Origin of the sequence: Cryobacterium sp. M96 (assembly GCF_002929845.1) — a bacterium.
In the GTDB taxonomy this organism is placed as follows: Bacteria; Actinomycetota; Actinomycetes; order Actinomycetales; family Microbacteriaceae; genus Cryobacterium; species Cryobacterium sandaracinum.
Genome location: NZ_PJJS01000046.1, coordinates 36,939 through 50,491 on the forward strand (window position 1 = coordinate 36,939; position 13,553 = coordinate 50,491).

General features: G+C 67.6%; 9 protein-coding genes. 4 read left to right on the forward strand and 5 right to left on the reverse strand.

Annotation, left to right across the window (positions count from 1 at the left end):
- The first annotated feature begins 48 nt into the window (after positions 1-48).
- The gene (gene ppsA, locus CXY79_RS07980; protein WP_104100605.1) at positions 49-2,487 is read left to right on the forward strand and encodes a phosphoenolpyruvate synthase; all 2,439 of its coding nucleotides are present in this window, start codon (positions 49-51) and stop codon (positions 2,485-2,487) included.
- A 235-nt stretch (positions 2,488-2,722) separates the two neighbouring features.
- Here ppsA and CXY79_RS07985 read toward each other — a convergent pair whose 3' ends face one another.
- From CXY79_RS07985 to CXY79_RS07995, 3 genes are all read right to left on the reverse strand, one after another.
- Positions 2,723-3,487, reverse strand: a complete 765-nt coding sequence (locus CXY79_RS07985) for a TIGR03943 family protein (RefSeq protein WP_104100606.1) — start codon at positions 3,485-3,487, stop codon at positions 2,723-2,725.
- Positions 3,477-4,499, reverse strand: coding sequence for a permease (locus tag CXY79_RS07990; protein ID WP_104100607.1), 1,023 nt, complete (start codon positions 4,497-4,499; stop codon positions 3,477-3,479). Before CXY79_RS07990 ends, CXY79_RS07985 begins: the two co-directional genes overlap by 11 nt.
- A gap of 81 nt (positions 4,500-4,580) precedes the next feature.
- Positions 4,581-6,044, reverse strand: coding sequence for a hypothetical protein (locus tag CXY79_RS07995; protein ID WP_104100608.1), 1,464 nt, complete (start codon positions 6,042-6,044; stop codon positions 4,581-4,583).
- 273 nt (positions 6,045-6,317) lie between these two features.
- Here CXY79_RS07995 and CXY79_RS08000 point away from each other — a divergent pair, with 273 nt between their 5' ends.
- Positions 6,318-7,097 carry an HAD-IA family hydrolase gene (locus CXY79_RS08000; protein ID WP_166785114.1) on the forward strand — a complete coding sequence of 260 codons (780 nt, stop codon included), beginning with the start codon at positions 6,318-6,320 and terminating at the stop codon, positions 7,095-7,097.
- Complete coding sequence (locus CXY79_RS08005; RefSeq protein WP_104100610.1) at positions 7,094-9,601, forward strand: glycoside hydrolase family 65 protein; 2,508 nt, start codon at positions 7,094-7,096, stop codon at positions 9,599-9,601. The genes CXY79_RS08000 and CXY79_RS08005 overlap by 4 nt, the downstream gene beginning before the upstream one ends.
- Positions 9,602-9,838: 237 nt before the next feature.
- On the opposite strand, the gene CXY79_RS08010 is transcribed toward CXY79_RS08005, so the two are convergent.
- Together CXY79_RS08010 and CXY79_RS08015 are read right to left on the reverse strand one after the other, a co-directional pair.
- Positions 9,839-10,633: an SGNH/GDSL hydrolase family protein gene (locus tag CXY79_RS08010; RefSeq protein ID WP_104100611.1), complete on the reverse strand. Its 795-nt coding sequence runs from the start codon at positions 10,631-10,633 to the stop codon at positions 9,839-9,841.
- A 243-nt stretch (positions 10,634-10,876) separates the two neighbouring features.
- Positions 10,877-12,352 (reverse strand): hydroxymethylglutaryl-CoA synthase family protein, encoded by a 1,476-nt coding sequence (locus CXY79_RS08015; protein ID WP_104100612.1) that lies wholly within the window; start codon positions 12,350-12,352, stop codon positions 10,877-10,879.
- Between the two features lie 189 nt (positions 12,353-12,541).
- On the opposite strand from CXY79_RS08015, the gene mvaD reads away from it, so the two are divergent.
- Positions 12,542-13,552 (forward strand): diphosphomevalonate decarboxylase, encoded by a 1,011-nt coding sequence (gene mvaD / locus CXY79_RS08020; protein ID WP_233191364.1) that lies wholly within the window; start codon positions 12,542-12,544, stop codon positions 13,550-13,552.
- Position 13,553 lies beyond the last annotated feature (1 nt).

Sequence of the window (13,553 nt, forward strand, 5' to 3'; positions counted from 1 at the left end):
CACCTCGTGGCCTCACCTCTGGTCGCACACTGCAAGGGAGCAGAACACATGACGACAGACATCCTCTGGTTTTCCGAAATCGGACTCACGGACCTGGACCGGGTGGGCGGCAAGAACGCTTCCCTGGGCGAAATGGTGCAGAATCTGACGTCGGCCGGCGTCAAGGTGCCCGACGGATTCGCCACCACCGCGGACTCCTACCGCCGGTTCCTGTCCGATTCCGGTTTGGACCAGCGGATCATCGAGCGCCTGCGGGGCCTCGACATCGACGACGTCACCGCGCTGGCAGCGGCCGGCAAGGAAATCCGCGGCCTGATGCGTGACACGCCCTTCCTGCCCGAGTTCGAGTCCCAGATCCGGGCCGCCTACGCGGCCCTGGTCCTGAAGCACGGCGGCTCCGACGACATTTCCTGGGCGGTGCGTTCCAGCGCCACCGCCGAGGACCTTCCGGACGCGTCCTTCGCCGGTCAGCAGGAGACGTTCCTGAATGTGCGCGGAATCGAGAACATCCTGCCGGCCATCAAAGATGTCTTCGCCTCCCTTTACAACGACCGGGCGATCGCCTACCGGGTGCACCACGATTTCGAGCACGCCGAGGTGGCGCTGTCGGCCGGGATCCAGCGCATGGTGCGCTCGGACATCGGCTCCTCCGGGGTCATGTTCACGATGGACACCGAATCCGGCTTCCGCGACGCGGTCTTCATCACCTCCTCCTACGGTCTGGGCGAGGCCGTCGTGCAGGGCGCCGTCAACCCCGACGAGTTCTACGTCTACAAGCCGGCACTCGAGGCCGGCCGTCCCGCCATCCTCAAGCGCACCCTCGGCGAGAAGGCGCTGCAGATGACCTTCACGAAGAACCGTGAAATCGGCCGCACGATCGACTTCGTTCCCGTGGACGTCGACCTGCGCGACCTGTTCAGCATCACCGATGCCGACGTGGAGGAGCTGGCCCGCCACGCCCTCTCGATCGAGGCGCACTACGGACGCCCGATGGACATCGAGTGGGGCAAAGACGGCATCGACGGCGGCATCTACATCCTGCAGGCCCGCCCGGAGACGGTTCAGTCGCGAGCGACCGCGGTGTCCCAGAGCCGGTTCAAGATGAACGAGACCGGTAAGGTGCTGGTCGAGGGCCGCGCCATCGGCCAGCGGATCGGCGCCGGAAGCGTGCGCATCCTCTCGTCCATCGACCAGATGGCGAGCTTTGCCACCGGCGACGTGCTCGTCGCGGACATGACCGACCCCGACTGGGAACCGATCATGAAGCGCGCCAGCGCCATCGTGACCAACCGCGGCGGCCGCACCTGCCATGCCGCGATCATCGCCCGCGAACTCGGCATTCCCGCGGTCGTCGGCACCGGGACCGCCACCGACATCCTCTCCGACGGCCTCGAAGTCACGGTGTCCTGCGCCGAGGGTGAGGCGGGCCTGATCTACGAAGGGCTGCTCGACTTCGGCATCGAGGAGACCGCGCTCACCACCCTGCCGCCGGCCCCGGTGAAGGTCATGATGAATGTCGGCACCCCGGAGCAGGCGTTCACGTTCGCCCAGCTGCCCAACCACGGCGTGGGTCTCGCCCGGCTCGAATTCATCATCAACCGTCAGATCGGCATCCACCCCAAGGCCTTGCTCAACCTTGCCGACCAGCCCGCCGACGTGGCCCGCGAGATCAACACCCGCATCGCCGCCTACGGCAATCCGCGCGACTACTACATCAAGCGCCTGGCCGAGGGCGTGTCCACGATCGCGGCCGCCTTCGCGCCGGAGACCGTGATCGTGCGGATGAGCGATTTCAAGTCCAACGAGTACGCCAACCTCATCGGCGGACCGGCCTACGAGCCGCACGAAGAGAACCCGATGCTCGGGTTCCGCGGGGCGTCCCGCTACCTCGAGCCCTCATTCCGGGACTGCTTCGACCTCGAATGCGAGGCGCTCTCATTCGTGCGAAACGAGATGGGGCTGACCAACGTCAAGCTGATGATCCCCTTCGTGCGCACCCTGGACGAGGCCGCGGGCGTTATTGAACTGCTCGCCGAGAACGGGCTGCGCCGTGGGGAGAACGGCCTTGAGATCGTCATGATGTGCGAGCTGCCGGCCAACGCGCTGCTCGCCGACGAGTTCCTGGACTACTTCGACGGGTTCTCCATCGGCTCCAACGACATGACGCAGCTGGCACTCGGCCTCGACCGCGACTCGGCGATCGTCGCCGGCGGCTTCGACGAGCGCGACCCGGCCGTGAAGAAACTGCTCAGCATGGCGATCGCGGCCTGCAAGGCCCGCGGCAAGTATGTGGGCATTTGCGGTCAAGGCCCCAGTGACCACCCGGACTTTGCCGAGTGGCTCGTCGCCGAGGGCATCGACTCCGTGTCGCTGAACCCCGACACCGTGGTCGACACCTGGCTGCGGCTCGCCGGCGTGACCGCGGGCAGCAACCACTTCGGCACGGATGACGCCGCCACCGACCCCAAGGATGCCTCGGCCGCCTGATCGGAGGTCGAGCTCGCCGAGCCCCGCGGGCGGCGCCCGAATCACCCGGGAACGTGCCACGCAGCTCGGCGCACTCCGGGCCTCCGTCGTGTTGCCTAAACTCGGGGATTTTCACGACACGCCGCGAGATCAGGCTGGGGTGACCCAGCCGGCGTTACGGCAATTTCTCCGAGTTTGCGTAGCGACGGATGCAGCGGGCACCGGGCGTCAGAGCGGCCCGATCAGCTTGCCGGCGTCAGTAGACGTACGGCTGGGCGGGCTGGTCCGTGGGTGTGATCTCGCTCGGAACAAGGGCGATGGTCTCATCGCTGCGGATGCTCGGGTTGGTGTTGAAACCGCTCTCGATGGCAACCCAGCTGTCGGTCGGGAATTCGTCCTGCCAGCCGGGGTAGTAGACGGGGATGCCGACCGGCTGCGCGTCGACCGCGCAGCAGGACACGACGAAGCGGGCCACGAAGAACACGTTCTCGGGGTCGCTCGTGTCGGGCGTGACGAACCCGGTCACGGTCGCGGTCTTGTCGGCGAAGAAGTCCTCGCCGGCGCCTTGGCTCAGCAGCGAGGACCAGTCCCGCACGGTGAAGGTCGAGTAGTCGCCGCCGACGAGGTCGCTCGCCTCTTTCTGCGTGATGAGCGAGGTCGAGCCGTTCAGGTCGCGCTTGGCGACCGTGGCCGTGGTCAGGGTCGCCGGCGGCAACACCAGGAGGCCCACGGTGGCCGCGACGATGATCAGGATGCTGCCGGCCGGCCAGAGCCACGCCCAGCGTCCTCCGTCGTCCTCAGGCAGCTCGTGCTCGTGCCCGTCTTCGGCTGCGGGCAGGAGAGCGAATGCGGCCACCACCAGCGCGGCGGCGATCACGGCCATCACCATGGTGAACACGAAGTACCGGGGGTGGATGTAGAGCCCGAGCTGCCCGCTGACCCCCAGGCAGACCGTGGCCACAATGCCCACGATGCTGAGAAGCGCGCCCTGCCAGCGCCGCAGGAGCCGTCTAAACGACATAGTTGATCGCCAATCCGAGAACCGCGGAGCAGAGAGCCACAATCAGGGTGAGCTGCATCAGGGTCTTGGCCGTGAAGGTCGTGCGCAGCAGGGCCAGCATCTTGATGTCGATCATCGGGCCGAAGACCAGGAAGGCCACGATGGCACCGGGCATGAACGTCGCACCGAACGAGAGGACGAAGAAGGCGTCGACGCTGGAGCAGATCGAAACCACGAAGGCCAGGGCCATCAGCGCCAGCACGGACCAGACCGGGTGGCTGCCGAGCGTCACGAGCACCTCGCGGGAGACGGCGGTCTGGATCAGCCCGGCCAGTCCGGCGCCGATAAAGAGCGCCGGCAACATCGCGCTGGTCTCCTTCGTGAACAGGCCGGCGCTGCGCTTGATCTTCCCGTCGGCCGCGTCATGGTGGTCGCCGAGTGCACAGGCATCCTGAAACCGGGGAGCGAGCAGGGACTCGGGTTTCGGGTGCCGGCTGTAGATGTAGCCGATCAGGTTGGCGATCAGGAATCCGCCGGCGATGCGCCAGACCAGGATGCCTCTGTCCCAACCGAAGGCCTGCTGGGTGGTGATGATGGTCACCGGGTTGAGGATCGGGGCCGCGAAGAGGAACGTCATCGATTCGCCGACCGTCAGCCCCTTGGCGATCAGGCCGCGCGCCAGAGGCACATTGCCGCACTCGCAAACCGGCAGCAGCATGCCCAGCAGCGAGAGTACGACCCGCCGGGCGACCGGGTTCTTCGGCAGGCGCCGCAGCAGGAACCCCTCCGGCAGCCAGGTCTGCACCACGATCGACAGCACGATGCCGAGGAAGACGAACGGCAGCGACTCGATCACCACGCTGATCGACAGGGTGACGAAGTCGCGGAAGGTGTCCGCCAGGGTGTCGGCAGGGGCCGACGGCGCAAACACGCGCAGCAGGATCACCAGCCCGATGATGACGAGGCCGACGGAGAAGCCGCGGCCGGGCCTCCGGCGCGCGGTGAAGGGCCGCGCGGCGATGGTCTGACTCATGGGTATATCTTGTCCTGTTTCGACTCGGTTGCGCTCGGGACAGGAAGCCATCGGCAGGAGGTTGGCGGGGGTATCCCTCGGTTAGCCGCACCAATCAGGGAGAAAACCGGACACGCTACGGCTGCTGGTGCCGCGGTCGAGGTCTACCAGGGTGGTCGTCATGCCCGAGAACGCGGGCAGGGTCGGGTAGTCGTCGCCGAGGCCGGCCGCCGGGATCGTCTCCACCGCGAGGTACTGGCCGTTCGGCGAGACGCAGAAGTCCCGCACGCGCGACGCGTCCGACGCGGGAGTGAACGCCACGCTCGAGTCGGCGGCGTCGGTGACGGCGATCAGGTAAGCCAGCTGGTTGCTGTCGCCGGTCTCCTGCAGAAACAGGCGGGCGTAGCGCCCCTGCTCGGTGAGGAGCACGAGCTTGCCGGGGTAGGCGCTCGCTTCGAGCAGGCTGGGCGCGAGGTCGAGTGTGGTCACGGCACCGTCGGCGAGGTCGATCGTCGAGCCTTGGTCGGGGTCGGCGACGACGAGCGCGCGGGTGCCGGGAACGAATCCGCGCATCTCGTCGTGCTCGCCCAACGGGGTCAGCACGGCGTCGCCGAGCATGTCGATCAGGAACAGAGTCTGCCCGGCGTTCTGCACGACGAGAGAGGTGCTGTCCGGCACGAAGCGCAGGTCCATCACCGTCATCGGCAGGCCGTCCACCCCGGTGACCTCGGCCGGGAGGCCCGAGTACTCGGTCAGGTCGTAGACGAAGGGGGTGCGGTCGTAGCGGCGCCCCGCCGTCTCCGGGGCGCTGGTGAAGGTGTACGCGATCAGGGTTTTCGATGGGGAGGCCGCCAGGTTCTCGATCACGCCCGCGCCCGGCACGGGCACCTGCACGTTGTCCCCGCCCCCGAACGAGACCACCTCGAGGGTGGCCGTGTCGTCTTCGGCGAGCGTGACGGCGGCGAGGTGGTTCTCCAGGGCGACATACTGCTGGATGCGCGGGGCGCTGAACACGATGTCTCCGTCGCCCCGGCCCTGCAGGGTCGTTCGGCGCACGGTGTCGGGCCGCTTCGCACCGGCGTCATCCACCCGGCTGTCGCGCTGCAGCGCATAGATGTCGACGTCCGGGGTCGTGAACTCGTATTCCAGGGTGGCGGTGGCGTCCTGGGTGATGCTCGCGACATCCGTCACCGTCACCGTATAGACGGTGTTGTAGCGCAGGATGCCGGCGAACTCCACCGTCAGGGCGCGGTCGGCGACACGGGCGGAGACCTCTGTAGCCGGGGATACCGCCACCTGGCCGGCTTGGACCTCGGCCAGCGGCTGGTTCGCGGTGAGCAGCAGGCGCGCGTTGCCACGCGTGACGGCGGCGTCGAGGTTGATCTCGGCGGAGGCCAGGCGGGGACCCTGGCTGAAGTTGGCCATCGCGAGGCCCGCCGCCAGCAGGACGAGAACCGCAACCGTGACCGAGAAGAGCTGTCGGAAACGCCGGCCCGCCAGCCGCGCGGAGCGCGATCGATTCGCGGACGCGGGTGCGGCCGAGAGCGCGCTCCGTTCTTGGTTCATCCTGCCAATAGTATCGGCCGATTTTCCGGGCGCGCCGGAGACCGGGGGATCAGGGCCGCGCAACCGGAGAAATCGGCGCAACGCCGTCGGGGGCATAGGATCGGGGGGAGTATTCAGGCGTATGCAGTCCTAGCCCTGGTCCGCAGCGTCGTCAATCGCATTCCTCGCCGCGTTGGCGCACATCACGTCGATCCCCCGATCGAGATCGTGATCATTTGACCGCTTCGATCAGACCTCCCACTGTCTCAGGACCTACCAAGCAAGGCATCAGTTATGACTTCTACGCGATTCCCCCTGTCGCGCGCGGAAACGCGCGCCCGGCTCCTGTCCATGCGCGGTGTACTCTTCGACCTCGACGGGGTGCTCACGCCCACCGCCGATGTTCACATGGCCGCCTGGTCGCGCCTGTTCACCCGCTTTCTCGAGGACCAGGGAGTGAGCCCCGCCTACAGCGAGGCCGACTACTTCCAGTACATCGATGGCAAGCCCCGCTATGACGGCGTGCGGTCGCTGCTCGCCTCCCGGGGCATCCAGCTGCCCGACGGCGACCCGACGGACGCCCCGGAGCGCAACACCGTCTGCGGCCTCGGCAACCGCAAGAACGAGGCCTTCAACGAGACCCTCGCCGAAAGCGGTGTCACGCCCTACCCGGGATCGATCGAGTTCCTCGACTACGTCGTGGCCGCCGGCCTCGCCGTGGCCGTCGTCACCAGCTCGCGCAACGGGGAGAAGACCCTCGCGGCAGCCGGCATTCGCGGACGCTTCGAAATCGTCGTCGACGGCCTGCTCTCGGCCGAGCGTGGTCTGGCCGGCAAGCCGGCCCCCGACACCTATGAGCTCGGCGCGGCACTGCTCGGCCTCGATGCGGCCCAGTGCGTCGTCGTCGAAGACGCGCACTCGGGCATCCAGGCCGGTCGCGCCGGCAACTTCGGCCTCGTGCTCGGAGTGGACCGCGGCGTGGGCACGCAGACCCTGCTCGACGCCGGGGCCGACGTCGTCGTTACCGACCTGCACGAGCTGCTCCCCAACGTCGAAACGGAGGCCGGAGAATGAACCGGATCACCGACACGAACGACCCGCTCGACCGCAACCGATTTCCGATCGACGAGTGGGCCCTGGTCGAGAAGGACTTCTCGGGTGACGACATGGGACGCACCGAGACGCTGTTCGCCATCGGCAACGGGTACCTCGGCCTGCGCGGCAACGTGGACGAGGGCCGGGACGGCCACGCCCACGGCACGTTCATCAACGGGTTCCACGAGACCTGGCAGATCCGGCACGCGGAAGAGGCCTTCGGCTTCGCACGCGTCGGGCAGACGATCGTCAACGCGCCGGATGCCAAGATCATTCGCATTTACGTCGACGACGAGCCGCTCGTCCTGACCCTCGCGGATCTGCTCAGCTATGAGCGCCGCCTCGACTTCGCCGGCGGCATCCTCTCCCGATCCCTCGAATGGCGCACGCCCTCGGGCAAGCGCGTGCTGATCCAGTCGCGCCGCCTGGTGTCGTTCACGGAACGCCACCTCGCAATCCTCGAGTACGAGGTCACCATGCTGGACGCCGACGCGTCGGTCGTGATCTCCAGCCAGATCCTCAACCGCCAGGACGGCATCGGCGAGTACGACGCCCCGAAGCCCACCAACGGCAAGGACTTCGACCCGCGTAGGGCCGAGTCGTTCACCGACCGGGTGCTGCGCCCCCGCTTCAAACGGGCATCCGAGGGCCGCTACATCCTCGGCTTCCGCTGCACGAACTCGGGCATGACCATCGCCTGCGCCGCCGACCACCAGCTTGAGACGCTCAATGAGTACGACGAGGCCTCGCACATCGGCGACGACCTCGCCAAGCACGTCTACCGCATCAAGGCCAAGCAGGGCCAGTCCATCCGACTGACCAAGACCCTCAGCTACCACACCTCCACCGGCGTGCCCACGCACGAGCTCGCCGACCGGTGCGACCGCACGCTCGACCGCGCCGTCGCAGCCGGAACCGAGCAGTACGTCGCCGAGCAGCGCGACTGGCTCACCGCTTTCTGGGCGCGCACGGATGTCGAACTCGCCGGCCAGCCTGCCCTCCAGCAGGCCACCCGCTGGAACTTCTTCCAGCTCGCGCAGGCGTCCATGCGAGCCGACGGCCAGGGCGTGTCCGCGAAGGGCGTGTCCGGATCCGGCTACGGCGGTCACTATTTCTGGGACACGGAAGTGTACGTGCTCCCCTTCCTGACCTACACGTCACCGAACGCCGCGCGCAACGCTCTGCGGTTCCGGCACGCGATGCTCGAGCACGCCAGGATGCGCGCCACCGAACTGAACCAGCTGGGCGCGCTGTTCCCGTGGCGCACGATCAACGGCCTGGAGTCGTCCGCGTACTACGCCGCCGGCACCGCGCAGTATCACATCGACGCTGACATCTCCTATGCGCTGACCCAGTACGTGTCGGCCACCGGCGATGAGGACTTCCTCTCCCGCGAGGCCATCGACATCCTGGTGGAGACGGCGCGCATGTGGGCCGACCTCGGCTTCTGGCGCGGCAACGGCAACGACGTCTTCCACATTCACGGCGTTACCGGGCCCGACGAGTACACGACCGTCGTCAACGACAACCTCTACACGAACATCATGGCCCGCTCGAACCTGCGGGACGCGGTCACCAGTGTGCGCAGACTGCGCGAGGTCGACATCGCCTCCTACGACTTCATGGTCGCCCGCCTCGGACTCGGCGAGGCCGAGATCATCGAGTGGTCGTTCGCCGCGGAAGCAATGCACATCCCCTTTGACAAGACCCTGGGCATCCACCCGCAGGACGCGCAGTTCCTGGAGAAGGAACGTTGGGACCTCTCGCAGACGCCGCCCGCCAACCGCCCGCTGCTGCTGCACTACCACCCCCTCGTGATCTACCGCTTCCAGGTGCTCAAGCAGGCGGATGTCGTGCTCGCCCTCCTGCTGCAGGGTGACCAGTTCACGCCGGAGCAGAAACGTGCCGACTTCGACTACTACGACCCGATCACCACGGGTGACTCCACGCTGTCCGACGTCGTGCAGTCGATCATCGCGGCCGAGGTCGGCTACCACGAGCTGGCGCTCAAATACTTCACCTCGGGCCTGTTCGTCGACCTCGCCGATCTGCACCACAACGCGGCGGACGGCGTTCACGTGGCATCCGCCGGCGGTGTCTGGAGCGCGCTCGTCTACGGCTTCGGCGGCATGCGCGACCACGGCGGCAAGATCACCCTCGACCCGCGACTGCCTGAGACCTGGGAGGCGCTGACCTTCCGCGTCACGCTCCGGGGAACCCGGCTGCGCGTGGACGTGCGGCAGAGCGAGGTCAACCTCACGATCGAGGAGGGCGTCGACGTCATGCTGTCCGTGCGCGGTGTTTCCGTCATCGTGCGGATGGGCCTGCCCATCACGGTCGCGCTGACCCACCAGGGCCCGCGCGACCCGGGAGCACCCTCTCGGACCTTGGTCGAGGGCGGGCGACGGGCCGACGGCACCGTCATCACGTCCTCGATCCCGACGATCGCGCACACCACCGAGTTCCTGGAGCCGAACGACTAGTTCGCTTCCGCGGGGAGGGCCACGGCACATCGTCGGGGGCCCTCCCTCGTTTCTAGCCCTGGCCCTGGCCCCGGCCCCTCGTCCGTCACTCTGGCAATAACCAATTCGACGGAGATTTCGCGATAGTGACCGCATTTCACATGAAATAGGTCGATTTTCGTCAAAATCTCCGTCGAATTCGTTCGCGGCGTCGGCAGGCCAGTGCCCGGGGAGCCGGGAACCGGGACTGCTACCGAGTTACAGCGCCGCCTGGATGGCCGCCGCGTAGGCCTGGTAGCCGGCGGGGGTCGGGTGGAAGGCATCCGGACCGGCGAAGTAGACCCACGAGTCGACGTCTCCGATGCCGTGGCCCGCGAAAGCCGCGGACACGTCGACGTATTCGATGCTGGAGTTCGGTCGGATTGCCTGGGCCTGGGCTACGACGCCCTGGATGGTCTGGTTTAGCAGCATGGTTGCCCCGTTGAGCTGGGCGATCAGCGGGTTAGCCGAGGGGGCAAAGAGCAGCGGGTAGCCGGTGACGACCACGTGGGCATTCGGGGCGGCCGCCGCGACGCGCGCGTAGGTGTCGGCCAGACGGGCTGTAAACTCGCCGGAATAGATCAGGGCGCCGGCGGTGGAGATGGCGTTCCCGCACGCGACCGGATCCGCGGACGCGCACGCCGCCGCCACGCCGGCCACATTCAGATCGTTGCCGCCCACGGTAAGTGTCACCAGGGTGGTCCCCCGGTTCAGGGACGACAGCTGCGTGGTGGTCACAGTCCCGGTGGTGGCCAGGCTGCAACTGACGTTGCGCAGCAGGTTCGTGCCCTTCACCGCGTCCAGAAGGGCGGGGTAGCCGTTCGGGCTCTGCAGGCAGCTGTCCACGTAGTCACCGCCGCCTTGCCCGGCCGCGTAGGAGTCGCCCAAGGCGACGTACTTGTTGGCCGGGGCCGTGGGTGCGGCGGATGCCGGTAGAGCACCAGCGGCAAGCACGCCCGAGGCGGCGAGGATGGCGGCGAGGACGCTGGACAGGAGTCGGATTCGGGGTTTCATGGCCCGACTTTACTCGGATCTGCGCTCTAGGTGCAGGGTTGATTTCGGCACGACCTCAGCGACTCCCGGAAAGCGGCCTGGCGCTCAGCCAGCTCGGCTTTCTGGGCCGCCCGTGCTCACGGTGCCGACCTCACCAATTCGACGGAGATTTTGCCGGGATCACCCCGATCGGTGCGAAAAACCGGGTCACGGAGCAAAATCTCCGTCGAATTGGTTCGCGCGCTCAGGGGATTGAATCGCGCGTCAGGCGGTAAGGGGCACGTAGCGGTAATACTCGATGCCCTGGTCGTAGAAGTCGGGGCCGTTCGCGGTGCCGAGGTGGTCGACGACGAACTGGTCCTCGGCCGGGGCCGGCACGAGGTCACCGGGGCGCCCCTCGTGCAGCGCGATGTACTGCGCCTCGGTCAGGTCGACCGGGCCGTGCAGGGCGGTCTCGAAGTTGATGCGTGCGGCGGCGGCCTGCCAACCCTCGGCGACCCGCATCGGGAGAGCCTCGGCGGCGTCGCCGCTGCCGTAGCCGAGCGCCAGCCACTCCTGGCCGGCGAGCTCGAGGCCCTCCGTCAGTGCGTGCTGCAGACCGGATGCGAGCCACGCCGGCAGGGCGGCCGTGTAGAGGTTGCCCAGGTCGCGCATGGCGTCCGAGCCGAGGCCGAGCTTCTCGCTGACCAGGGTGTTCCAGACTTCGGTGCTGCGCAGGTGCTGGCGCAGGCGGCGGGACAGCGGGAAGACGTCACCGATGATCTCGCCGATGTCGGCCCCGTTTCCGTGGAACGGCGAGGGTGCGCACATCTCGGCGAGCAGGAGGTCGGCGTCGATCCCGGCATCCGCGCAGTGCGCGCGCAGCTGGTCGCGGCCCGATTCCTCGTCGGCCGCGAGCGTGAACAGGTAGGCCATCACCCAGCCGGTCGCCGGCATCTGGTGGTACGGGCGGTGCATGAACACCCGGTCGACCTCGTTGAAGTAATCGAGGGAATTGCCGGGGCGCTTTCCCAGCATGGCCGTCATCGCGTGGTGGGTCGCGTCGATGTAGCAGCTGGTCGAGTACCGGCCGTTGAACACGGGCAGGTCCTGCATCTGCCCGTCGTCGCGGGGCGGCTGCCCGCGGAAGCGCGCGAACGGCTTGCGGAAGTCGGCCACCCGGTAGTCGGAGTCGCTGCCGGACCCGGCCAGATTTACTTCCAGCAGTCGGGCCTCGCTTTCCAGGAGCACAGCGACGGCGCCTGCACCTTGGGTGGGCTCGCCGCTGCCGCCGCGAGCGTATTCGGCGATGTCGGCGGAGACGACGATGGCCTGGCGGCCCACGCCATCCGTCGCCAGGTAGCGCAGGGCGGCCTTGATGCCGTAGACGCCGGCGAGGCAGGCCTGCTTGAACTCGGGCACCTCGCAGTCGCGCGCGAGCAGCGGCATGCCATGGGCGGTGAGGGCATCGTTGACCATGCCCTTGACGATGACCGCACCGGCCGAGTTGTCGCTGCTGGATTCGGTGCCGAGGGCCAGGAGGCCGACCTGACCGGGGTCGATGTCGTAGTCGCGGATCAAACGCCACACCGCGTTCGCCGCGAGCGTGTAGACACTTTGGCCTGGGCCGCGCATGCGGAAGCTGCGTCCAACGACGTTCCGGACCTTCCCCCACGGCTGGTCGTTCCAGTCGCACCAGGCTTCGAGCTGCACCCGGTAGGGCGGCACGAACAGGGAGAATCCACTAATTCCAGGCGTCAACAGTTCCCTCTTCAGGTTTGGCGTGGTTGTTCACCCACACCGGGTCTCAAACGCACCACTCCATTATCAACGGATCGGTTGGTGAAAGTGGTGACCAGGATCAGATCGTCAGGCGGAACCGACCCGATCACGGCGGTGCGGCCCCCCGGGAAGCGACTAAAATCGAGTGAACCCGATCGGAGCACCACTGTGGACCAACCCATCGATGGTGGCGCCACCGCCGTGGCCCGCGCGCACAGCAACATCGCCCTCGTCAAATACTGGGGCAAGCGCGACGCCGCCCTCAACACGCCCGCGGTCGGCTCCATCTCGGTCTCGCTCGACGCGCTCTACACCGACACCCGCGTCACCTTCACGCCCGGTCTGGTCGCCGATGAACTGTGGCTGGCCGGATGCCGCATCCCGGCCACGCGCATCAGTCACGTTCTCGACCTGGTGCGCGGGCATGCCGCCAGCATGGGCCTGTCCGCCGCCCGACTGAACGCCATCGTGACGTCGACGAACAACTTTCCGACCGGGGCCGGCCTCGCCTCGTCGGCGTCCGGCTTCGCCGCCCTCGCGGTTGCCGCGTCCGGCGCCGCCGGCCTCACCCTGGCCGACCGGGAACTGTCGATCCTGGCCCGGCACGGCTCGGGCTCGGCCGCCCGCTCGATCTTCGGCGGCTTCGCCGAGATGCACGCCGGCACCGCCGCCGACGGATCGGACGCCTACGCGGAAGAGCTGCTCGACCGGGCGGACTGGCCGCTGGCGGTCGTCGTGGCGATCACCGAGCACGGCGAGAAATCGATAAATTCCACTATCGGCATGAACGAGAGCAAGGCCTCCTCGCCGTTCTACCAGGCCTGGCTTGACTCGGCCGACGACGACCTCAACGAGATGCGCTCCGCCATCCGTGACCGCGATTTCGCCCGGCTCGGGCAGCTCTCCGAGTACAACTGCCTCAAACTGCACGCCCTGATGCTCACGACCCGACCCGCACTGATCTATTGGAACGCCGCGACCGTCGCCGCGATGCACGCCGTGGCGGGTCTTCGCGCCCAGGGCGTGCCGGCCTATTTCACCATCGACGCCGGGCCGCAAGTCAAGGTGCTCTGCCTGCCCGGCGACGCCGCCGCGGTTCAGCGGGCGATGGTGCTCGTGCCCGGGGTGCTCGAGGCGCGCATCAGCGCGCTCGGCCCGGCCGCCTGCCGGCTGGAATGAC